Consider the following 21,475-nt stretch of genomic DNA (forward strand, 5'->3'; position numbering starts at 1 on the left):
GGCGTAACGTTCCTGGTGACAGGGGCCTGTCCACCCCGCGAAAATTGACTTCTGCCCCCTATGAAGGGCTGCTTCGGTTTTCCGCTGCAGCGAGAATTACCTGGACAATGGCCTCCAGGGCATCGGGCCGGCTCAGGGAAGCGGCGGCAACCGCCATGGCCTGGAGTTTTTCCCTAGCGCCCAGGAGTTCCAGCACCGCCCGGTACAACCGCCCTTCCTTGAGTTCCCGGTCCAGGACTACCCGTGCTGCCCCCTGCCGGGCCAGGGCCCGGGCGTTATACTCCTGGTGGTTGGCCGTAGCATAGGGATAAGGAACTAAAATTGAGGGTAAACCGCGGGCCAGAACTTCGGCTAAAAAGGAAGCCCCGGCCCGGCCAATAACCAGGTCAGCCGCAGCCAGGGCCTGCTCCATATTATAGATATAGGGTTTAATGGTAATATTTCCGCTTTTATCCAGATCTATTCCCCGGGCCTGAACCTGCTGCCGATAACCTTCATAATTCCGGCGGCCAGTGACCTGCAGCAGGCTGACATCCGGGCGGCCGGCCAGATCTTTAAGGAGGGGTAATAGAGCCTGGTTCAGGCTCCGGGAGCCCTGGCTGCCGCCGGTAGCCAGGATTAACAGCTGCCCTGGCTGCAAGCCCAGTTCCCGCCGGCAGGTCTCCCGGTCCGCCTGGAGGATTTCCGGCCGCACTGGCAACCCGGTGGTGACCAGCCTGGCCCGCCGGGGAAAACGGGAGGCCGCCTCGGGAAAGGTCAGGCAAACGGTACGAGCCAGAACCGCCAGCAGACGGTTGGTAACGCCCGGAAAGGCATTCTGCTCATGGAGAATTACTGGGATCCCCTGGAGGGCGGCTGCTAGGCAGACGGGGCCACTGACATAACCCCCGGTACCGACGACGGCATCGGGCCGAAAACGCCGCACCTGCCGCCAGGCCTCCGCCAGGCCCTGGCCCGTTTTTGCCAGGGCAGGAATATTGCGCCACAGCCGGCGCCGGTCCAGGCCCCGCACGGTAATAGTGACCAAGGGCAGGCCGGCCCTGGGTACCACGTCGGCTTCCAGCCCTCTGGTGGTGCCCATATAAAGCAACTCAACATCCGGCCGGGCCGCTTGCAAACCCCGGGCAATGGCCAGGGCCGGGTAAACGTGGCCGCCGGTGCCACCGCCGGTAATAATAACCCGCACCAAGAATTCCTCCTAACTGCCGGCATAACGGGATATATTGAGTAAAATACCGATCCCCAGTAAAGAAAAGACTAGAGAGGAGCCGCCGTAACTGACTAGGGGCAAAGTAATTCCGGTAACCGGCAGCAGGCCGGTGACTACCCCCATATTGATAATGCCCTGGAGGGCCAGCATGGTGGTGATCCCGGCTGCCAGGAGGCTGCCAAAGATATCCGGTGCCTTGAAGGCCGTCTGAAAGCCCCGCCACACCAGCAGCAAAAAAAGGATAATCACCAGGGCAGCGCCAATAAAGCCCAGTTCTTCGCTTAGGATGGCGAAGATAAAGTCCGTGTGATTCTCCGGGACGTAATAGAGCTTCTGGTGACCCTGGCCCAGGCCGGTACCGAAGAGCCCGCCGGAACCGATGGCCAGCAGGGATTGGATGGTCTGGTAACCATTGCCCTGGGCATCGGCCCAGGGATCGATAAAGGCGGTAAACCGGGCCATCCGGTAGGGTGCAATGATAATGGCCAAGGCCACCGCCCCCACCCCCAGGGCCGCCAGGAAGGCCAGGTGTCGTTTGTCAGCCCCGGCCGCCGCCAGCATCAGAAAAGTAGTACCAGCAACGGCCACCGCTGTTCCCAGGTCGGGCTGGGCCAGGATCAAGAGGCAGACAACAGCTAGCAAGGCCAGGTAAGGCCCCAGGCCCCGTACCAGGTCAGTCAGGTAACGACGATTATCGGTCAGGCTGGCGGCCAGGAAGATAACCATGGCCAGTTTGATGGTCTCCGAGGGCTGGAAGGCCAGGGAACCTACTCCCAGCCAACGAGCTGAACCCCGGGAGGCGATCCCTACAGCCAGCACCAGGAGTAAGAGAACCATGGCCAGGCCCAGGAAGGGTGCCGCTAGGGATTTTAACCGGGTGTAGTCGAACTGGAGGGCCAGGAAGAGGCCCGTCAGCCCCAGCAGAGCCCATACCAACTGGCGTTTCAGAAAGTAAAGGGCATCGCCATAATTATAGGACGAGGTGAGGGCGCTGGCACTGAAAATCATGATTACTCCCATGCCCAGGAGCAGCATGACAGCCAGGAACAACCAGAAATCGAAGGGGCCCGCCCGCCGGCGCATCGCGATTCCTCCTCCCTTTAACCTGCATCCCTCATCTTCAGAACTAGAGCCTTAAAAACATCGCCCCGTTCTTCGTAGTTCTTGAACATATCCCAACTGGCGCAGGCCGGAGAAAGCAGGACGATATCCCCGGGTACGGCGGCCCTGCAGGCTTCCTGGACGGCGGCGGCAAAGTCCCGGGCCCGGTAAATGGAGGTGAGCCCCGCCTTCCGGGCGGCCGCCTCCAGTTCCGGCGCTGCTTCTCCCACCAGCACCAGGTGCTTTACCCGGCCCGCCATCTGCTGGGTCAGCAGGGTGAAATCGCTACCCTTATTCCGGCCCCCGGCAATGAGGATTAGGGGATTGGGGTAGGCTTCCAGGGCCTTCATAGTAGCCTCAGGATTGGTACCCTTGGAATCATTGATATAATGTACCCCGTTGATTTCCGCCACTGGTTCCAGGCGATGAGGGACGGCGGGGAAGGTCCGCAGGGTCTGGCGTAACTGTTCCGGTTCTACCCCCAGGGACAGGGCTACCAGGACAGCAGCCAGAGAATTCTCCAGGTTGTGGCTGCCCTTCAGGGAAAGCTCCTCCCGGTGGCACAGGCACGCCGGCTTACCAGTACCCAGGTCGTAGTAGATAACCCCTTCCTCCAGCCAGGACCCCTGGGGGGGCCGTTCCTGACGGCTGAAGTACAAAACCTGCCCCCGGGCCCGGGCGGCCATGGCCCGGGTGACGGGGTCATCATAGTTTAAAACAATAAAATCGCCGGCCTCCTGGTAGGCCATAATCCGCTCTTTGGCAGCGATATAATTCGCCAGGCTGCCGTGGCGGTCCAGGTGGTCCGGAGTGATATTCAAAACGGCCGCCACCCGGGGGTGAAAGGAGGTTATGGCCTCCAGTTGAAAACTGCTCACCTCGCAGACCACATAGCTTCCCGGTTTTATATCCCGCAGTTCCTTAACCAGGGGAATGCCAATATTCCCCCCTACCACCGCCGGCAGGCCGGCTTCCTGCAGGATCCGGCCGCACAGGGAGGTAGTTGTGGTCTTGCCGTTGGTGCCGGTAATAGCTATGACCTTGACCCCCGGCGGCAATAACCGGTAGGCCAGTTCGAGTTCACTCCAGATAGGTATACCTAGTTCCCGGGCTGCCGCTAGGGGTGGTTCCCCGGTGGGTACCCCCGGACTGGTAATCACCAGCTCCGGGCGCCATTCCCCTATTTCCGGATAGCCCCCCAGGATTAGCTTTACCCCAGCCTTAGCCAAAGCCGCCAGTTCTTCCCCCTCCAGGGTCTGGTGATCACAGGCGGTCACCCTGGCCCCCAGGCGGGCCAGTTCCGCTGCCGCCGCCCGGCCGCTATGGCCCAAGCCGACTACGAGAATACTTTTTCCTTGCCAGGACATCTCATTCTGCCTTCTTCCAACGCCTTCCACCGTCTTCCATTTTCCTAAAAATGTGACCCTGCTATTCTTTCTTCACCAGATGCCGCCGCAAGTACCAACGTCAGATTGCTGTTGTCAGGGTCGGACCCTAGATAGTCATGATATAGATACCAGCCAGGGCCAGGACTATAGCCAGCCCCCAGAAGCAAAAGACGACCCTGTTTTCCGACCAGCCCCCCAGCTCAAAATGATGGTGCAGGGGGCTCATGCGGAAAAGACGCCGGCCTGTGAGGCGAAAGGAAGCTACCTGGAGGATGACCGACAGGACCTCCAGGACATAGACACCCCCCAGGATAGGCAGGACCAACTCCGTCCTGGTCATCATGGCCAGGAACCCGATGGCCGCCCCCAGGGCCAGGGAGCCGGTATCCCCCATAAAAACCCTCGCCGGATGAAAATTATACACTAAAAATCCCAAACATCCTCCTGCTAGGGCCATGGCAAATATAACCATTTCCCGCTGGCCCAGGGTTAAAGCCAGAAATCCGTAGGCCAGGGCCACCCAGAAGGTAATGCCCGCTGCCAGGCCGTCCAAGCCGTCCGTCAGGTTGACGGCATTGGAAGCCGCCACCAGGAGCAGAGCAGCCAGGAGGGGATAATACCAGCCCAGGTCCCAACGCCAGCCGGTTACCGGCACTTGAACGATGCTCCCCCGGCCCAGCCAGAGCATGGCCGCCACCCCTGCCGCCAGCCCCAGGAAAACCTGGCCGCCCAATTTTTGCCGGGCCAGCAGGCCCAGGGGGCGGTGGAGGACTACCTTTAAACCATCGTCAACCAGGCCGATGAGGGCGTACCCCCAGGTAAGGATCAGAGCCGACAGGGTCAGGGGTGAAAACGGCGCCAGGATCAAGGTGGCTGCCGTCAGGCCAATTAGAAACAGGACGCCGCCCATGGTCGGGGTGCCGCTTTTGGCCAGGTGGCTGCGAGGGCCGTCGCTCCGGATAGCCTGCCCGGCCTTCAGACGCCGGAGCAGGGCGAGAACCGGTGGCCCCAGGATAACGGTCACTGCTGCCGCCAGGACCAGGGCCGGCAGCACCTCAGTTATTGCCGTTCCCATCAGTTTTCACTTTCTCCTGTAAATTAGCGCCTGCCGGGGAGGCCGTCTCCCATTCCTGCAGGACCTTTTCCATGCCCGCTAGGCGGGAGCCCTTAAACAGGACCACATCCCCGCTGCCCAGGTCCTGCAGGCACCGGGCTGCCTCCTGGTAACTGGTGCAGGTAAAGATTTGTTCCGGTGGCAGGCCGGCATCCCGGGCCCCGGCGGCAATCTCCCCCGCCAGCTCGCCGACGGTGACCAAGCGGTAAAGGCCCCGGGCAGCCGCTAATTCTCCTACCTGCCGGTGTAAAGCAGCTGCCGCCGGCCCCAGCTCCAGCATGGCCCCCAGGACGGCGCTGCGCCGGCCCGGCAGGCTGGCTAGGGTTTGTAAGGCGGCCCGCATGGACTCCGGGTTGGCGTTATAGGCATCATTAAATATCAAGCACCCCCCGGGGCCCGGCCGCAATTCCTGGCGCAGGTGCTCGGCCGGCCAGTTAGCCAGGCTCCGGGCCATGGCTGCCGGTTCCAAACCCAGGGCATAACCCACCGCCAGGGCGGCCAGGGTATCTTCAACGTTATGCCGCCCCGGTACGGGTATCTGCACCGGCACCTCCTGGCCGGGGAAAACGGCCGTAAAAGTCGTTCCCGCCAGGCCCCGGTCCTCTATATTCCGGGCGGTAACCTCCCCCTGGTCCCCGGCGCTGAAGAAGATTACCCGGCAGGGGCAGGTAGCCGCCAAGCGGCGGCACCACTCATTATCGCCGTTTAAGATTGCCACCCCTCCCCGGGGCAGGGCGGCCAGCAACTCGCCCTTGGCAGCGGCGATGTTGGCGACTGAACCCAGGAGTTCCAGGTGGGTGGTACCGATGTTGGTAATAACGCCCATGGTCGGCCGGGCTATGGCTGCCAGGGCGGCGATCTCACCCTTACCCCGCATGGCCATCTCCACCACTGCCGCCTGGTCCCCGGGGGTCAGATGCAGCAGGGTCAGGGGCAGGCCGATCTCATTGTTAAAATTCCCCGGAGTTTTCAGGACCCGCAGGGCCGGTTGTAAAACGGAAGCAATAAGATTCTTGGTCGTTGTTTTACCGCTGGAGCCGGTGACGCCAATCAGGGGACCCGTTAAAACTCGGTTGCGGTGAAAGGAAGCCAACCGCTGGAGGGCCGGGAGGGGATCCTCCACCTGGATTAAAGCCTGGCCGGGACGGCGCCCGGCTGCCTGTGCCGCCGGGAAACGGCTGCCCAGGACTGCTGCCGCGCCCGCAGCCAGGGCCGCGCCAATAAAGTCATGGCCGTCAAAGCGTTCCCCTTTAAGGGCGACAAAAACCATCCCCGGCTGGATCGCCCGGCTGTCGGTACTGAGGCCCTTGACCCTGGTGTCCGCCGCCCCGGCTACCAGACGGCCACCGGTGACGGCAGTAATTTCCGCCGCTGTCGCTGTTAACACGATGGACCCTCCCCCGCCGGTGTCGCCGGCGCGCCCCTTGTATGCCCACCATAACCCAGGGTGGCCAGCTCCTCCCTGGCCACCTGGCGGTCGTCAAAGGGCAGGGTTTTATCCTTAACTATCTGGTAGGTTTCATGACCCTTACCGGCAATAACCACCATATCCCCCGGCCGGGCTAGGCCCAGGGCCGCGGCTATGGCCCGGCGCCGGTCAACCAGCACCTGGTAACTGGCTCCGGCCACCTCCTGCACCCCGGGTAGGATATCGGCAATAATGGCCTCCGGCTCTTCACTGCGGGGGTTGTCGGAGGTAATAATACAGTAATCGCTCAACCTGGCAGCAGCCCGGCCCATTAACGGCCGCTTACCCCGGTCCCGGTCGCCGCCGCAACCAAAAACAACCAGCAACCGGCCCCGGGTGACCTGGCGGGCCGCGCGGAGGACGTTCTCCAGGCCGTCCGGGGTATGGGCATAATCAACCACCACGGAAAAGGGCTGGCCCTGGTCGATTAACTCCAGGCGCCCGGGTACCCCGGGGACACGGGCCAGGGTGGCCAGGGCGACCTGGGGATCGAAGCCTTCCTGCAGGGCTACCGTAAAGGCAGCCAGGGCATTATAAATATTGTACTGCCCGGTAAGCCGGAGCTTCAGGCGCGCCTCGCCCCCGGGCCAGTTAACTAGGGCGCTGGAGCCAGAGGCTTCCAGGTGGATATCCCGCGCCCGGACCTGGCAGCCGGAACTGCAGCCGTAGGTAACTACCGGCACCGGGGTCAGGGCCGCCAGGCGGCTGCCGTAGGGGTCGTCACCGTTGATAACAGCGTACTTTGGCCCCTCCTTCACCCCCCGGTCCAGGTCCCGGAAGAGCTGCGCTTTGCAGTTAAAGTAATCCTCCATATCGCGATGGAAATCCAGATGGTCCTGGGTCAGGTTGGTAAAAACGGCGCCATCGAACTCAGCTCCGGCCACCCGGTGCAGGGCCAGGGCATGGGAGGAGACTTCCATCACCACAGCCCGGGCTCCCAGGGCCACCATCTGCTGTAGGAGTCGCTGTAGGTCCAGGGATTCCGGGGTTGTATGTTCGGCCGGTAAAATCCGGTCCCCCAGACGGTTGCCAACGGTACCCAGCAACCCGGCCTTCTGCCCGCCGGCCTCTAAAATAGCCTGGATCAGGTGGGTAGTGGTGGTCTTGCCGTTGGTACCGGTAACCCCGATTAAGCGCAGCCGCCGGCTGGGATAAGCGTAAAAACGCGCTGCCAGCAAGCCCAGGGCCTGGCGGGTATCAACCACCCGCACCCAGGCCACATCGGGCGGCAGGGGACGCTCTTCAGCCAGGACGACGGCGACCGCCCCCCGTCCCCGGGCTTGATCAATGTAAGCGTGGCCATCGGTTTTAAAGCCCTTGATGGCTACAAAGAGAAACCCGGGCTGGATCCGGCGGGAGTCATAATGGATGCCGGCCAGGGGCACCTGCTGGTCGCCCCCCCGGGCGATAATCGCTAATGGCGCTACCAGTTCCGCCAGCGTCACTGCTCAACAGGCCTCCTCGAAAATAGGCTTCTATCTATTCTATTCTTACCAGCTAATGGCAAATTAAGCCCTTAACGGTTAGAAGCCCGGCGCCCTGCTGGCGCCGGGCCGGGGGGTTAAGGCCCCAGAACCTCCTGGGCCGGTTCATGGAACTTGACGTAAATACCCGTTCCTGGGGTGACCAGGGTGCCGGGAATGGGATTTTGTTCACCGGCCTGGCCTGTTCCCGTGGGTACTAGCTGCAGGCCATAGGCTGCCAGGACCTCCGCCGCCTCGGTTACCCGCAAGCCGTTAACATCCGGAACCCGGGGCCGGTTGGGATCACCCTGCAGGTAGAGAATCACCTTGGTACCTGAGGGCACCACGGCGCCGGCCCGGGGCATTTGGGCTATTACCTTACCGCTGTCGCCCTCGACCCGGAACGCCAGGCCGGCCTTTTCCAGCTCCGCCCGGGCTGCCGCCAGATCAAGACCGGTAACATTGGGTACAATGACCGGAGCCGCCGGTTTTTCCTTTTCAGCTTGCTTGCTGTCATACTGGGGCGGTACCTTCAGATAATGGAGGGCATCGGCCACCACCCGCTGGAAAATGGGCGCCGCCAGGGTACCACCATAATAAGGATATCCCTTGGGTTCGTCAATGGTTACCAAGGCCACCAGGCGCGGGTCGTTCACCGGGGCCATACCGATAAAAGAAGCCACATACTTTCCTTCCATATAGCCGCCGGGTCCGGCCTTCTGGGCCGTACCTGTTTTGCCGCCGACCCGGTAGCCGGGAATGTAGGCGTTGCGTCCGGTACCCTCGCTGACAACGGCTTCTAACATCTCCCGCAGCTGTTTGGCCGTTTCCGGGGATATTACCCGCCGTTCTACCTCCGGGGTAATCTCTTGCACCACTTTACCCTGGTCGTCCAGGATCTCCTTCACCAGGTGGGGCCGTATGAGCTGGCCGCCATTGGCGACTGCTGCAACGGCAGTTACCAGTTGCAACGGTGTGACGGCAATACCTTGGCCGATACCAATGGTGGCGATATTGATGGGTTTCAGCTCCTGCTCGGGAATAAGCAAACCGCTGCCCTCACCGGTTAAATCGATCCCGGTGGGTTGGCCGAAACCAAAAGCCTTGATATAATTGTAAAATAGCCCCGCTTTCTTTTCTTCCAGCCGCAACGCCGTCTGGACAAAGACCGGGTTGCAGGAGTTTTTCACCCCTTCGACAAAGGTTTCGCTGCCGTGACCCCCGGGCAACCAGCAGTTAATAGTGTCCGGGCCCACCTTAATGTAGCCGGGATCATAAAACCTGTCCGTCGGCTTAACCACACCCTCTTCCAGGGCTGCTGCCGCTGTAATGATCTTAAAAGCTGAACCCGGCTCATAAGCGTCCCGCACCAGGGGGTTACCCCAGACGCTGTTGGGGTACTTATTAAAGTTATTCGGATCAAAGGCCGGCCGGCTGGCCATGGCCAGGATCTCGCCGGTTTTGGGATCCATGATAATGATATTGGCTTTTTTGGGGTTGGTGGGGCTGGCCATGATCTTATCCAGTTCTCTTTCGGCAATATACTGGATCGTCTGGTCGATGGTCAGCACCAGGCTGTGGCCGTTTTGGGGTGCAATATAGCGGTGGGTGGCCCGGGGTATCTCATGCCCCAGGGCGTCGAATTCCATCACGATTTTACCGCGTTCCCCGGCCAGTTCCTTATCATACATAGCCTCAATGCCTTCCAGGCCCTGGTTATCAATACCACAGAAGCCTAGTACCTGGGCGGCCAGGGGACCATTGGGATAATAGCGCCGGCTCTCCGGCACCACTTCAATTCCCGGCAACTCCTTATTCTTGACCAGCTCCTTTATTTGCTGGGCTTTAGCATATTCCACCTGGCGCTCGACAAATTCGAAGCCCGTATTGCGGGTTATCTTCTCCAAGACCTTGTCCGGGGGCAGGCCGAGAATGGCGCCCAGCTTGGCGGCTATCTCCTGGGCCCGGCCCGAATCCCTGACTTCCGGCGGGAAGGCGCCAATATAGTCAGTCGCGACGCTTACGGCCAGCTCATGGCGGTTGCGGTCATAGATGACCCCCCGCTGGGCCGCCACCGGCAGGACATTAAGCCGGTTATTGAGGGCTTTTTGCTGCAACTCGCCACCGCGGACGAATTGCAGCCAGGCTAACCGTAGTAAAATCGTTACCAGGCAACCTGCTAAGATTAAAAAAATAAGGACCAGGCGTTTACGGACATTGACATTCGCTGTTTGCACTAACGTCGCCCCTTGCCGGCGCCCCGCTGTTCGGCGGTGAAGGACTGCCTAAGCCCCGGCCCGGGCCTGGCGCCCTGGTCCCAGCCACTGGTGCAGGGCTTCCGTCAGAGCCACCCACCACGACTGTCCCCCTGTTGCCTGGTTGGTTACCGCCGTACCGGCCGGTGCCGTTGTCGCCACCCGGACATCTTTCCCCGTCCCGGCTTTGTCCGGCACATAGTAAATCTGCTCGGTTTGGGGTTCCACCATCCCCAACCTGGCAGTAGCAACCCGGGCGACTCGTTCCGGTGCCTTCAAGCGGGCCACCTCTAATTGTAGCTGTTCATTCTCCCTTTGCAAAGTACCTAGTTCCTGTTTTATGCTTTCAATTTTATATCCTTTTATTACCAGCTGCATAGATAGAAAAGTCAAACTTAGCCCGATTATAATGGCCAGCAACACCAAACCTAGAAGGATTAACTTTTGCCTGGCTCCTGGCCTGACTCTGGTCTTCCGGTGCCGGCCAGCAGCGCTGGTCCGTAAGGAATAATTGCTCCCTGTTGCCGGGCCTGGCAGATAGGCCGCTTCCCTGGGCGCTGCTATCATAGCTTATTCACCATCCTTTTCCTTTAGAACCCGACGGGCCACCCGCAACCTGGCGCTCCGGGCCCGGGGATTACCGGCAATTTCTACTGCCGCGGGAATTATGGGTTTAAGGGTAATTGGCACCAGGACCCGGCGCCGGCCGCAGGTACAAACCGGGAGGCCCGGCGGGCAGGTACACCGGCCGCTCAAATTACGAAAGACTTCTTTAACAATCCTGTCCTCCAGGGAATGGAAGGAGATAACCCCTACCCGGCCGCCGGGCTTTAATACCATCTCCAGGTCGGCCAGGGCCTCTTTCAGGGCGTCCAGTTCCCCATTTATGGCAATCCGGAGGGCCTGGAAGGTCCGCTTGGCGGGATGATGTCCGGACCTTCTGGCCCCGGCCGGAATTGCTGCTTTGATAATCGTCACCAGTTGCCCGGTGGTAGTGATAGGCCTCTCCCGCCGGGCGGCGCCGATAAAGTCGGCAATCCGCGTCGCCCAGCGCTCTTCGCCATATTGCCAGATTACGGCTGCCAGTTTGTCGACAGGCCAATTATTAACCACCTCGGCGGCCGTCAAATCCTGATCCTGCCCCATACGCATGTCCAGGGGGGCATCGACCTGGTAACTGAAACCGCGTTCCGGGTTATCCAGTTGATAGGAGGATACCCCCAGGTCAAAAAGGAGACCGTCCACCCCCTGGATGCCCCTGGCCGCCAGAACTGATTTCAGGTCCCGGAAATTGGCCTGGACGATCTCCACCCCGGCACCGTAGAGGGCCAAGCGTTTCCTGGCAGCGGCCACAGCCGCGGCATCGCGATCGAGACCAAGGAGATGCCCGCCAGGGAGCAGCCGGGGTAGGATGGCAACGCTATGGCCGCCGCCACCCACCGTAGCATCGACAAAAAACTCCCCCGGTTGGGGATCTAAAAGTTGCAAAACCTCCGCCAGCAGTACTGGTTGGTGGGCAAAATGGCTCGCCACGGGGACTCCTCCGGAAATAGTTTTTGGCAAGTATGGGTATTAATGTCGGCTTCTCAGGGGTAAGGTAGTTTCCCGGAGGGCGCCTTGGCGCTTAGTTCAGAAGAACGAGGCCGGCTGAGGATCAGCGCGGCCGCTTGTTTGAGGCCGGAGGCCGAGTTAAGGCCGCGCCCGCAGCCGTCCGAGTTCGATACAAGTATAATGGCGCCACCAGCGCCAGGAGGGAACCTGCCTTACCCTCCTGCTATATATTAAAGTCGACGATCTTTTCCGCCAGGTCCTCGTACTGGCCGGCCGTTGCCTGGCAATATTGCTCCCACAGGGACCGGCTCCAGATCTCAACCCGGGTAGAGACGCCCACCACTACGACTTCTTTCTCCAGATGGGCGTATTCCCGTAAATTTCCTGGCAGCAGTATTCTGCCCTGGCGATCTAATTCACATTCGGTGGCGCCGGAAAAGAAGAAACGGACAAAGGCCCGCGCGTCGGCACGGGTAAAGGGCAGGCTCCGCAGTTTCTGCTCCATTTCCGCCCATCCCGCCATGGGGTAGGCAAAGAGGCAGTTATCCAGGCCCTTGGTGATCACGAACTTCATCCCCAATTCCTCCCGGAAACGGGCCGGGATAATCAAACGCCCCTTATCATCAATGGTATGCTGGTACTCCCCCATGAACATGGGCTTTGCTCCCACTTTTATACCACTTTAAGCCACTTTGCACCACTTTACACCACTATATATTCGCCGTTAGGATAAAAATTCCTGCCTGGTATAAAAATAAACTCTCCCTGGATGAGGGAGAGTTGCTATCGCTGATACAAGAAAAATAGCGGCCCTTCCGCCGCCACAACCTTGATAAATATTGCCATGAATATGTTTGCTTTTTAAGGATACGCCAAACTAAGGCTGCGTGTGGTGCCTCGCCAACCGGGGCTTTCAGCTAACCCCTAATCTGCCGTTAACAGATAGGGGGCAACTTATTAGTTGCTAGCTGCAAGCCCTACCAGCCATTATGGCGGCAACAGCAGCAGCCAACCCATAGATATGTTCTGCCAGGTCTACCTCCAGAACCCCGGTGCCGCAGGAGGGGGTTACCAGAGCCTGGCGGTAAAGGCGTTCCCCATCCACTCCCCGCCGAGCCAGTTCCCCTATTTGTTCCTGCAATCTGGCTGCCAGGGCAGCCGGTGTTTCCTGCCAGGCCTGTTCATAGGTAGGTACGATCCCCCAGGCTAGGACACCGCCCTCTGCCATAAAGTTGGCCACGTCGGCGGCAAAAACCTGGAGGGAGGTAAAGTAGTTATAGGCATCAAAACTTAAGACCCGGTAACCGGCCTCGAAAAATATAAGCCACTCCACCCCGCTGCAGGAATGAGCCCCTGCCAGGCCCCCGCCGGCCTCAATGCCCGCCACAATCCCCGCCAGGGCGGTCACCAGGTCTTCCCGTTGCAAGGCCACATGGGTGGAAGTGCCATAGGCCGCCAGGGCCGGGTCATCGACAAAAACCAGGACCGGGAGGTTGAAGCGGCCCAGCTCCCGGGCCTGCCAGCAGGCCTGCATAGCCGTCGTTTTCACTATCAGGTCCCGCAGCTGGGGATCATAAAAAGCACTACGGCCGGAACTGGCAGTTAAATATAAGCCAGCGGTAATAGGGCCGGCTACTTGCCCCTTGAGATAGCAGGCCGGCCCGGTGCCCTTCTGTTCCAAGTATGCCAACAAAGCATAAAAACCAACTCCGGCCTCCCTGGGGATGGCAAAGTTTGCCAGGGCCTCCTCAACACCGGCTTCAGCCTCCAGGTAAAGGCTGTAGAAATCCGTTAGTCTGTCGGCCCAGCCGGAATCAGCATCGGTAAACACCGGCATCTCCCCCGGTGTCTCTCTAATCAAGCCCAGGTGGACCAGGGGGGCCAGGCTCTGGTAAACGAAGTGCTCCTGGTGGCCCCGTTTGGGCAGCTGGGGCCAGTGGGGAATGGTGGGAGTGGTTTTCATGATCAGATCCAGGGCGGGGCCGGGCTCATGATAGGGTAGGCTGCCGATGCCTAACGCCTGGAAATCACCGGGTAAAAGCATTTTGCTTCCTCCTAAAATAGGTTCCTGCTTCCTATTCGCCACAGGCCGGAGATTTTCCTCTTTTAGCCCCCAGCCATCATGATGATAACCTCCACCCGATCCCCGTCCTGGAGGGAGTCACCCCATTCCCGCCGTGGTAAAAGCCTGTCATTGACCGCCACCGTGGCAATGGGGGTCAGCAGGCCTTCCCCGGCTAGTAAATTGGCCACTGTAGTGCCTGCAGCCACTTGTAGCTGTTTATCGTTTAACCAGACCCGGATCATGGGTTACCCCCCTTGTGATAATCCCCAGCGACTTACCTCAAATGAAGGTGCGGAGTTAGGAGTTGAACCGCTAGCGTCATCTTCGTCTTAAGGAAAAGGAATTAAAGCTCCGGGATGGTTGAGTTGGCTTTGGGCATGATAGTTGCCACCTTAGCCCCCGGCAATTCCTGCAGGGCCATATCTATGGCTGCCTGCAGGTCCGGGGCCTTCCGGACCATCACCACCCGGGCCAGTTTATCGTCCACCCCGTTACTTACCAGGATTACCCGCGCCCGGACCAGGGAACGGCACCAGAGAAAGGCCTTGTGCTGGCCCATTTGAAATTCATTCTCATGAAAGGCTGTGATTACCTCCTCCGGGGTGCTGCCGGCCTGCATACCAGCCAGGAAACGATCCTCCCCGGCTCCTTCGCGGCATTCGGCGCCAAGGATAATCACTCCTCCCTCCTTCACCACCCGGGCAGCGTGGGCTAACCCCTTCTGGGCTTGATAGAGGTTGATGTCCTTGGGGAAACCGCCCGGGGAAGCAATGACCAGGTCGGCCATCTCCGGCACCGATACCTCGCAGACCTGGCGGGCTACGGCCACTCCCGCCCTATGGGCCGCCAGGTAATGGCCGGCCACGGCCCTGACAATCTCTTTATGGCTGTTTAGGACGACGTTGATAATCAGGTTGATACCCACCAGGCCGCCGATTTCATCGATATCCTCCCTGGCCGGGTTACCCTCCACCCGTCCCAGGGTGGCCTCCGGTTCCACCAGGTGGGCGTGGTTGGCACGGATGGTGGCCTCACCGCCGCAGCCGATAACCAGGGCTTTGGCCCCAGCGCTGTAACCGACTATCTGGTGCGGGTCAATCATGCCGATGAGGATGCGGCCGTCGGCCTCCAGGTAGTTGCGGTTGATCCAAATGGGCGTCCCCCGGGAGGAAACCCCCACCTGCTGGAGGATACCCGGGGCGTAGGCATCATGGCTGATGACCTTTACCCTGGCCGCTATTGCCGGGCCGACTATTTGCGGGAATTCCTCCGGCGGCGCCGGCCGGTGCAGGCCGGCACCCACCAGGATGGTGATCTGTTCGTCGTTAATGCCGATGGCGTTTAGTTTCTCCAGTAAGACAGGCAAGATAATTTCGTTAGGCACCGGCCGGGTCAGGTCGCTGACGACGATTACCACCTGCCGGGCCCCCCGCAGTTCCTCTACCCCGCGGTTGCCAATAGGTTGCTCCAGGGCCCGGCGCACTTCGGCCGCCGCGTCGGGCACCCCGGCTACCTCCCGGGGAGCTACCTCCTGGACCTTTATCTTCCCCGGCAGTTCGCCGGTCAGGTATCCTTGACCATAGGGTATCTTAATGAGGGCCACTTTTATCTCAACCCTTTCAGTAGTAAAAATTATGGAAGCCCCCGGCGCGGCTTCCACATTATTATAACCTTATATATGTTACCCGTAAATAGCTTCTCTTAATTAATCGCTATCGTCGGCCGCCAATTCCTTGCCCCGGCCGCTAAACTGCAGCCATAGCCCCCAGGCGACCATAAAGACGGCCGCCAGGGGCCTGGTAAAGAAAATCAGTGGCGAACCTTTCATTCGTCTTCAGCTGGCTCAACTCGCGCCTGCAACCTGGCGGCGCCGATAATACCGGCGTCATTGCCCAGTTCCGCCCCCAGGACCGGCACCGGTTTTAGCTGCCAGGCCCCCAGGGCTGCGGCCATATATTTACGAATAGGTGCCAGGATTACCTCCCCGGCCTGGGCCGGCCCGCCGCCGATAACAATCCCTTCCGGTCCGGCCAGCAGGATGGCATTGGCCAGGGCCGTTCCCAGGTAATAAGCAGCCTCGTCGATAACCCGGCTTGCCAGTTCGTCACCCCCGGCGGCGGCCGCCAGGATCTCCCTGGCCCCCAGGCCGGGGCTATCTGGCAACCGGGAAGGGTGACCGGCGGCCAGGTACTCCCGGAAGGAGCGAACCATGGCCGTAGCCGAAGCCAGGGTCTCCAGGCAGCCGTGACCGCCGCAGTGGCACTGCCGGCCGTCACGGACCATCTTCAGGTGGCCCATCTCGGCGCCATAGCCGAAGACCCCGTGGTGGACCCGGCCGGCGCTAATCAGAGCCGAACCAATGCCGGTGCCGATGGTTATCATAATTAGAGAATTAAATCCCCGGCCGGCGCCCCGCCACATCTCCCCCAGGGCCGCTGCGTGGGCGTCATTCTCCACGGCCACCGGCAAATCTAATAAAGCCGCCAGTTCCTCCCGGAGGGGAAAATCACGCCAGAAGAGGTTGGGGGCCAGGCGGACCTCCCCTTTGGCCACGTCAACAGAACCGGGGATGCCGATCCCGGCCCCGGTAAGATCGGCCAAGGCTAATCCCCGTTCTCCGGCCAGGTTCTGGGCCAGGTCCCGAATGCGGCCTAGGACTGCTGTCGCCCCTTCCCTGGCCCCGGTCGGCACCTGGCCTTTGATGAGAATCTGCCCCTTTTTATCCACCAGCCCGGCCTTAATCGACGTCCCGCCGAGATCGATACCCAAAAGGCACAACTTCAGCCACTCCTTTCGAAAATTGCAGGATTCTGTACAGCCAGCGAGAACACTATACATGATTTCTGGACGTAACGGTCATATTATGGCTAAAACCTTTTGCTGGAGGTATAGAAAATGAAGATCGCCTTGATTGCCCCGGCCTGGCACGACCCCCTCTGGGAGACTGAAAAAGAAAAATCTATCTTCCCGCCCCTGAACCTCATCACCCTGGCGGCCCTAACGCCACCCCAGCATGAGGTGACTATCCTGGATGAAAGTTTAACCCATCTTGACTTTAATGAGAAGTACGATCTCGTCGGTATTTCGGCCATGACGGCCCTGGCGCCCCGGGCCTATGAAATTGCCGACGGCTTCCGGGAAAAAGGGACCAGGGTAGTCCTGGGCGGCATGCATCCCTCGGCCCTGCCGGAGGAGGCCGCCGCTCACGCCGACGCCGTAGTTATCGGCGAAGCCGAGGGTTCCTGGCAACGGCTCTTGAACGACCTGGAAAACGGCCAGCTGCGCACCTTCTACCGCCAGGAAGAGCGACCGGCCCTGGAGCACATGGCTACCCCGCGCCGGGATCTCTTACAACGGAGCCGCTACCTGATCCCTGATACTGTTCAGACCACCCGCGGTTGCCCCTTCGCCTGTTCCTTCTGCACCGTCAGCCAGTTCTTCGGCCATGAGTTTCGCTTCCGGCCGGTGGAAGAAGTGGTCCGGGAAGTCCAGAACCTGGAGGGCGAGGTTGTCGCCTTCATCGACGATAATATTGTTGGTAATCCCGGTTACGCCCGCCGCCTCTTCACCGAGCTTGCCCGGCTACCGAAAAAAATTAAGTGGTTCAGCCAGGGTTCCCTGAACATCGCCAAGGATGAGGAACTGCTGCAGCTGGCGGCCGCGAGCGGCTGCATCGGGCTCTTTATTGGCTTTGAATCCCTGTCCCCGGCCAACCTCCAGGCCATCGGTAAAAAGGTCAACCTGGTGGCGGATTACCAGCAGGCCATTAAAAAACTCCATGATCACGGCATCGCCATCGAAGGAGCCTTTGTCTTCGGCCTGGACGAAGACGACGACAGCGTCTTTGAACGCACCGTCAAATTTGCCCAGGATAACCGTCTGGAAGCCGCCCAATTTGGTATCCTGACCCCCTTCCCGGGAACGCCCTTGCGGGAAACCCTGGAGCGTGAGGGTCGCATCACCAACAACGACTGGGGCGAGTACACCATCAGCAAGGTCGTCTTTGAGCCCAAGAACATGAGCGCGAAAACCCTGCAGGAAGGCTTTAACTGGGCCTGGCAAGAATTCTATTCCCTGGGTTCCATCTCCCGGCGCCTGGGACTGACCAAGCGGCACGCAGCCATCCTCTGGGCCCTGAACCTGAACATTCGTAAACGCTTTAACCATTTCGTCGAAAAGCTACACGCGGATAGCCTTATTATGCCCCAACCGTCCCTGGCCAGGCAGTAAAAAACCCCGGGTACCGCTCTTGGTGCCCGGGGTCACTTTTTACCTCTTACTATTCACTAACCACTGCCCTATCCGCTACTGGGGGGAGGTTATCCCCCGGTCGCTGGGGATTGTCCCCCGTTCCCTGGGGCTTGCCCCCCGCTTGCCGGCGGCTGGTTGGCCTGGGGCTGTTCAGGGGTAGGTTTATTGGCGTTCTGTTTAGCTGCCTCGGCCTGCTTGATCATTTCCTGGACTTGGCTGGCCGTATCCTTATCCGGGTTATGCTTTAAAACCTCCTGCCACTGGTCAATAGCCCCCTGATAATCGCCCTTCATTGAGGCCAGGTACATACCGTAGGTCATACGGGCGTTATTGTCGTTGGGGTCGGCTTTAATGGCCGCCTGGAAGTTATCTTCCGCCAGTTTGCTATCGCCGGCGTAGAGGGCCGCCCCAGCCAGGCGCAAATTGACGCCCTTTTCCTTGGGGTTCAGCTTCAACACTTGCTGGTAACTGGCTACTGCTCCTTTAAAGGTCGCGGCAGCCTTTTCCTGGTCGTTGTTAACGAACAGGTAAAGAGTCCCCAGGTTATACTGGCTGTCCCCTAGTTTCAGGGCCATGGCCGCGTCGTTGGGTTTGGCCTGCAGTTCCTTCTGCAGGTTGCCGATATCAGTTTCCAGTTTGCCAATTTGCTCCTGGGCCGCCTTTTGCATGGCCTCTGCCTGTTGCTGGCTGGTATCCGGGGTCTGGGCCTGGCTCGCCGGGGGAACTGGCGGCGTTTTGGGAGCTGAAAAGATGGCATAACTACCCACCAGGCCGATACTTAAGACGACTACAAATAAAATCCCCAGAACCGGCTTCCTTTTACTTAGCCGGCGCAGGGAAGACATCATACCCATTGCTCCACCCCTCTCTGCCCCATCATAACGTAAGGGCTGGCGGGTGTCAACACGTAGTAAATAGTTGTATATTTCCACCCGGAACATTACAACGACCCTGCGGGGGTAATTTAAAGGGCTGTAATTAAAATTTTAAGGGGCCGCCGGCCCCTTTATTTAACCACCTCAACTGAAGCTGCTCCCGGCCGGAGCTACGCAACCGCCACCGCTGCTGCCGCCGCCGAGGATGGTAATCCCCGTAAAGAGCTGCTGCAGTTTCTGGCTGCCGCAGGCGGGACAGGTAGCTTTATCTTTATCCTTCCAGGACATCTTGACTGTAAAACGCTCACCGCACTCCTGGCAGCGGAAATCATAAGTCGGCATCACTTTCACCCCCTACCGTTTTAACCGTTAATATTCTACTATTAACGTTTTTCGCTGTCAATATGTCCAGGCAGATAACGGTTCGCTAGCGCCGGCGTTAGGCCCCTACAAATGCTCCCGCAGGATCAGCTCCAGCTGGCCCAGGGAGCGGCAGGGTAACATACGGCAGTAAGGCCGTAAAGCGGTAACAGACTGCCAGCGGGGCCACTCCTCCCGGGGCAGGGTATTCAACCACAGGATGTCCTTTACCCTACCCCGCCACTTTTTCAGGGCCGCAGCCGCGGCCGGCAGCTGCAAGGTTTTGGTGTCGCTGATCAGCAGCACCACGGTATTCTTCTGGAACAGGGCCGGGTACTCCTTTAAGATTCCTGTCAGGGCCAGGTCCAGGCGCGTGCCCTCGCCCCAGGTGGGAGTCGCCGCCATAAGTTTAGCCTGGAGGTCCGCCGGCGCCAGTCGTTTATCTAGGAGGGACGTTACCCGGCGAAAGTTCTCCGCAAAGACAAAGGCTTCCACCCCGCCGACTACCTGACCCAAACCGTAAATAAAACCTATGACAAAGGTGGCGTAGCGGGCCATGGAGCCGGAGACATCGGCTAGCAGCAGGAGGCGGGGCTTTTTCACCCGGCGGGCCCGGTAGGCCAGGCGCAGTGGCAGGCCGCCGTACTGAAGGTTGCGGCGGATGCTCTGCCGCCAGTTGATAGCCCCCTTCTTCCGTGCCGGGCGGTAGCGCCGCGCCAGGACCGTAGCCAGGCGCCGGATCAGGCGGCGAATGACCCGGGTCACCCTGGCCGGGTCGGCTGTAGCCAATTCTTTGAGGTCAGCCCAGAGAATCCCTGTATCCTGGTCTGCCGCCGCAACTATCGCGGCCAGCCCGGCCTCCAGCACCGCTCCTTCCCGGGGGGCCATTAAAGTCCTTGCCTCAGCCAGCTGGCACCGCAAGTAGTTCAACTGGCCGCTGACCAGGGCGACCAGCAAAAGACGGAAGCGTTCGTCATCGGGAGCGCCGGCATCGCTGGCCTGGACAAACTGCCGCAGGCGCTGCCGGATCTCCGGCGCCAGCTGCTGGTAGACCTCCCGATCCGCAGCTGGCAGCTCCAGGGGGCGGCCGCGGAAAAAAAGGTCCTGCTCCGGGTCGGGACCGGCCGCGGGTTCTGCGGGTTCTTCCGGGCCGGCTGCATCCGTCGGCAGGTTAGGGTTCCCTTCCCCGCCCGGGTGAAAAAAGTAGGACCAGGCCTGACGAAAGAGGGCTACCCGGTCCCCATCCTTAATCAGGGCCGCCTGGAGGGCTGCCCGGACCACTTCTTCCCGGTCCAAGGGGAGGTCCTGCAGGGCTGCCAGGGCCGTCAGGGTTTCTGCCGTGCTGACCCGCAGGCCCAGCCGGCGTAGGAGGTGGATAAAGTGCACCAGGTTGGCTGCCAAGGTCAGCCCCGGCTGGTAACCTGTCGGCACAGTTCCTCCACCCCCACTTCCTGGTTCAGAGTTGCCAGGTCCTCCTGATCTTTTAAAAGCAGGTTCAGGGTCCGGCGCACCAGGTTGGGCTCCAGGACCCGGGCTTCCATTAGGACCAGGGCCCGGGCCCAGTCAATGGTCTCGGCGATGGCCGGTTTTTTGCGCAGGTCCAGCTCCGTACGGATCCGGTGCACCGCCGCTGCCACCTGGCGGGCCAGAACCTCGCCGGCCTCCGGCACTTTAGTGCGAATTATTCGGGTTTCCTTCTCTACATCCGGGTAATCGATATACAGGAAGAGGCAGCGCCGCTTTAAACCATCGGAGAGCTCCCGTTCGCCGTTACTAGTTAAAACGACCACGGGCACCTGGCGGGCCTTGATGGTACCCATTTCCGGTATGGAAACCTGGAAGTCGGAGAGCACCTCCAGCAGGAAGGCTTCAAACTCCTGGTCGCTTTTGTCAATCTCGTCGATCAAGAGCACCGGACGCCAGGGATGGCGCAGGGCCTTCAGCAAGGGTCGTTCGAGCAGGTATTCCTCGGCAAAGAGATCCGACCGGACCTCTTCCAGGGAGCAATCCCGGCGCAGCAATTCGATCATCAATAGCTGTTTCTGGTAATTCCACTCGTACAGGGCCTTATTCTCATCCAGGCCCTCGTAGCACTGCAGGCGGATGAGATCGGTAGACTGGACCCGGCTCAAGACCTTAGCGATCTCGGTCTTGCCCACCCCCGGGGCGCCGGTAATGAGCAGGGGCTTTTCCAACTTTAAAGCGAGGTAAACCGGGACCAGGACCTCCTCCCCGCAGATGTAGCCGTCCCGGGCGAAGGCCTCACCCAGCCAGGATAGTGTAACTTCCGATGGCAATGGGACCACTCCTTTAAAAAATGAGATGATACCAAAAAAGAAAACCCTGCGGCTTATTCTGACCCTATTATATAGGG

At 60.0% G+C, this 21,475-nt stretch carries 20 protein-coding genes; 1 reads left to right on the plus strand and 19 read right to left on the minus strand.

The features are described from left to right. Positions 1 to 58: 58 nt before the first annotated feature. From murG to SDD30_RS01010, 15 genes are all read right to left on the minus strand, one after another. Entirely contained in the window at positions 59 to 1,186 is a 1,128-nt protein-coding gene (gene murG / locus SDD30_RS00940) for an undecaprenyldiphospho-muramoylpentapeptide beta-N-acetylglucosaminyltransferase (protein WP_434073043.1), read from the minus strand. 12 nt (positions 1,187 to 1,198) lie between these two features. Further along, on the minus strand, positions 1,199 to 2,293 hold the full coding sequence (ftsW, locus tag SDD30_RS00945) for a putative lipid II flippase FtsW (RefSeq protein WP_434073044.1): 1,095 nt from the start codon (positions 2,291 to 2,293) through the stop codon (positions 1,199 to 1,201). Between the two features lie 17 nt (positions 2,294 to 2,310). Beyond that, positions 2,311 to 3,678, minus strand: a complete 1,368-nt coding sequence (gene murD / locus SDD30_RS00950; protein WP_434073045.1) for a UDP-N-acetylmuramoyl-L-alanine--D-glutamate ligase — start codon at positions 3,676 to 3,678, stop codon at positions 2,311 to 2,313. Positions 3,679 to 3,805: 127 nt separating this feature from the next. Continuing rightward, positions 3,806 to 4,774: a phospho-N-acetylmuramoyl-pentapeptide-transferase gene (gene mraY / locus SDD30_RS00955; RefSeq protein WP_434073046.1), complete on the minus strand. Its 969-nt coding sequence runs from the start codon at positions 4,772 to 4,774 to the stop codon at positions 3,806 to 3,808. After that, positions 4,755 to 6,200 (minus strand): UDP-N-acetylmuramoyl-tripeptide--D-alanyl-D-alanine ligase, encoded by a 1,446-nt coding sequence (locus tag SDD30_RS00960; protein ID WP_434073047.1) that lies wholly within the window; start codon positions 6,198 to 6,200, stop codon positions 4,755 to 4,757. The genes mraY and SDD30_RS00960 overlap by 20 nt, the downstream gene beginning before the upstream one ends. After that, complete coding sequence (locus tag SDD30_RS00965; protein ID WP_434073048.1) at positions 6,194 to 7,726, minus strand: UDP-N-acetylmuramoyl-L-alanyl-D-glutamate--2,6-diaminopimelate ligase; 1,533 nt, start codon at positions 7,724 to 7,726, stop codon at positions 6,194 to 6,196. Before SDD30_RS00965 ends, SDD30_RS00960 begins: the two co-directional genes overlap by 7 nt. A gap of 116 nt (positions 7,727 to 7,842) precedes the next feature. Beyond that, entirely contained in the window at positions 7,843 to 9,981 is a 2,139-nt protein-coding gene (locus SDD30_RS00970) for a stage V sporulation protein D (protein WP_434073049.1), read from the minus strand. A gap of 48 nt (positions 9,982 to 10,029) precedes the next feature. Further along, on the minus strand, positions 10,030 to 10,566 hold the full coding sequence (locus tag SDD30_RS00975) for a cell division protein FtsL (RefSeq protein WP_434073050.1): 537 nt from the start codon (positions 10,564 to 10,566) through the stop codon (positions 10,030 to 10,032). A 3-nt stretch (positions 10,567 to 10,569) separates the two neighbouring features. Beyond that, the gene (rsmH, locus tag SDD30_RS00980; protein ID WP_434073051.1) at positions 10,570 to 11,532 is read right to left on the minus strand and encodes a 16S rRNA (cytosine(1402)-N(4))-methyltransferase RsmH; all 963 of its coding nucleotides are present in this window, start codon (positions 11,530 to 11,532) and stop codon (positions 10,570 to 10,572) included. A gap of 241 nt (positions 11,533 to 11,773) precedes the next feature. Next, the gene (mraZ, locus tag SDD30_RS00985; RefSeq protein WP_434073052.1) at positions 11,774 to 12,205 is read right to left on the minus strand and encodes a division/cell wall cluster transcriptional repressor MraZ; all 432 of its coding nucleotides are present in this window, start codon (positions 12,203 to 12,205) and stop codon (positions 11,774 to 11,776) included. A 309-nt stretch (positions 12,206 to 12,514) separates the two neighbouring features. Then, the gene (locus SDD30_RS00990) at positions 12,515 to 13,594 is read right to left on the minus strand and encodes a uroporphyrinogen decarboxylase/cobalamine-independent methonine synthase family protein (RefSeq protein WP_434073053.1); all 1,080 of its coding nucleotides are present in this window, start codon (positions 13,592 to 13,594) and stop codon (positions 12,515 to 12,517) included. A gap of 62 nt (positions 13,595 to 13,656) precedes the next feature. After that, positions 13,657 to 13,857 (minus strand): sulfur carrier protein ThiS, encoded by a 201-nt coding sequence (gene thiS / locus SDD30_RS00995; RefSeq protein WP_434073054.1) that lies wholly within the window; start codon positions 13,855 to 13,857, stop codon positions 13,657 to 13,659. A 101-nt stretch (positions 13,858 to 13,958) separates the two neighbouring features. Beyond that, complete coding sequence (gene larAH5 / locus SDD30_RS01000) at positions 13,959 to 15,218, minus strand: nickel-dependent malate racemase, LarAH5 family (RefSeq protein ID WP_434073055.1); 1,260 nt, start codon at positions 15,216 to 15,218, stop codon at positions 13,959 to 13,961. 102 nt (positions 15,219 to 15,320) lie between these two features. After that, positions 15,321 to 15,443, minus strand: coding sequence for a hypothetical protein (locus tag SDD30_RS01005; protein ID WP_434073056.1), 123 nt, complete (start codon positions 15,441 to 15,443; stop codon positions 15,321 to 15,323). Next, positions 15,440 to 16,393: an ROK family protein gene (locus tag SDD30_RS01010; RefSeq protein ID WP_434073057.1), complete on the minus strand. Its 954-nt coding sequence runs from the start codon at positions 16,391 to 16,393 to the stop codon at positions 15,440 to 15,442. The genes SDD30_RS01005 and SDD30_RS01010 overlap by 4 nt, the downstream gene beginning before the upstream one ends. A gap of 117 nt (positions 16,394 to 16,510) precedes the next feature. Here SDD30_RS01010 and SDD30_RS01015 point away from each other — a divergent pair, with 117 nt between their 5' ends. Further along, complete coding sequence (locus SDD30_RS01015; protein WP_434073058.1) at positions 16,511 to 17,845, plus strand: B12-binding domain-containing radical SAM protein; 1,335 nt, start codon at positions 16,511 to 16,513, stop codon at positions 17,843 to 17,845. Between the two features lie 89 nt (positions 17,846 to 17,934). Here the strand turns inward: SDD30_RS01015 and SDD30_RS01020 are convergent, their stop codons facing one another. From SDD30_RS01020 to SDD30_RS01035, 4 genes are all read right to left on the minus strand, one after another. Continuing rightward, positions 17,935 to 18,807 carry a tetratricopeptide repeat protein gene (locus SDD30_RS01020; RefSeq protein WP_434073059.1) on the minus strand — a complete coding sequence of 291 codons (873 nt, stop codon included), beginning with the start codon at positions 18,805 to 18,807 and terminating at the stop codon, positions 17,935 to 17,937. 78 nt (positions 18,808 to 18,885) lie between these two features. Then, positions 18,886 to 19,083 carry an FmdB family zinc ribbon protein gene (locus SDD30_RS01025; protein WP_434073060.1) on the minus strand — a complete coding sequence of 66 codons (198 nt, stop codon included), beginning with the start codon at positions 19,081 to 19,083 and terminating at the stop codon, positions 18,886 to 18,888. 105 nt (positions 19,084 to 19,188) lie between these two features. Then, positions 19,189 to 20,532, minus strand: a complete 1,344-nt coding sequence (locus SDD30_RS01030; RefSeq protein ID WP_434073061.1) for a vWA domain-containing protein — start codon at positions 20,530 to 20,532, stop codon at positions 19,189 to 19,191. Then, a complete protein-coding gene (locus SDD30_RS01035) occupies positions 20,505 to 21,398 on the minus strand; it encodes an AAA family ATPase (RefSeq protein ID WP_434073062.1) in 894 nt (297 codons plus the stop codon). The genes SDD30_RS01030 and SDD30_RS01035 overlap by 28 nt, the downstream gene beginning before the upstream one ends. Positions 21,399 to 21,475: the final 77 nt, after the last annotated feature.

The sequence above is a fragment of the Moorella naiadis (nom. illeg.) genome, from assembly GCF_051020825.1.
GTDB classification, from domain to species: Bacteria; Bacillota; DSM-521; order Neomoorellales; family Neomoorellaceae; genus Neomoorella; species Neomoorella naiadis.

Bases quoted from the DNA above. Each gene is read 5' to 3' on its own strand.
- ftsW (WP_434073044.1), bottom strand. From the start codon at position 2,293: ATGCGCCGGCGGGCGGGCCCCTTCGATTTCTGGTTGTTCCTGGCTGTC.
- murD (WP_434073045.1), bottom strand. From the start codon at position 3,678: ATGTCCTGGCAAGGAAAAAGTATTCTCGTAGTCGGCTTGGGCCATAGC.
- mraY (WP_434073046.1), bottom strand. From the start codon at position 4,774: ATGGGAACGGCAATAACTGAGGTGCTGCCGGCCCTGGTCCTGGCGGCA.
- SDD30_RS00975 (WP_434073050.1), bottom strand. From the start codon at position 10,566: ATGATAGCAGCGCCCAGGGAAGCGGCCTATCTGCCAGGCCCGGCAACA.
- mraZ (WP_434073052.1), bottom strand. From the start codon at position 12,205: ATGTTCATGGGGGAGTACCAGCATACCATTGATGATAAGGGGCGTTTG.
- SDD30_RS00990 (WP_434073053.1), bottom strand. From the start codon at position 13,594: ATGCTTTTACCCGGTGATTTCCAGGCGTTAGGCATCGGCAGCCTACCC.
- thiS (WP_434073054.1), bottom strand. From the start codon at position 13,857: ATGATCCGGGTCTGGTTAAACGATAAACAGCTACAAGTGGCTGCAGGC.
- SDD30_RS01005 (WP_434073056.1), bottom strand. From the start codon at position 15,443: ATGAAAGGTTCGCCACTGATTTTCTTTACCAGGCCCCTGGCGGCCGTC.
- SDD30_RS01015 (WP_434073058.1), top strand. From the start codon at position 16,511: ATGAAGATCGCCTTGATTGCCCCGGCCTGGCACGACCCCCTCTGGGAG.
- SDD30_RS01020 (WP_434073059.1), bottom strand. From the start codon at position 18,807: ATGTTCCGGGTGGAAATATACAACTATTTACTACGTGTTGACACCCGC.
- SDD30_RS01025 (WP_434073060.1), bottom strand. From the start codon at position 19,083: ATGCCGACTTATGATTTCCGCTGCCAGGAGTGCGGTGAGCGTTTTACA.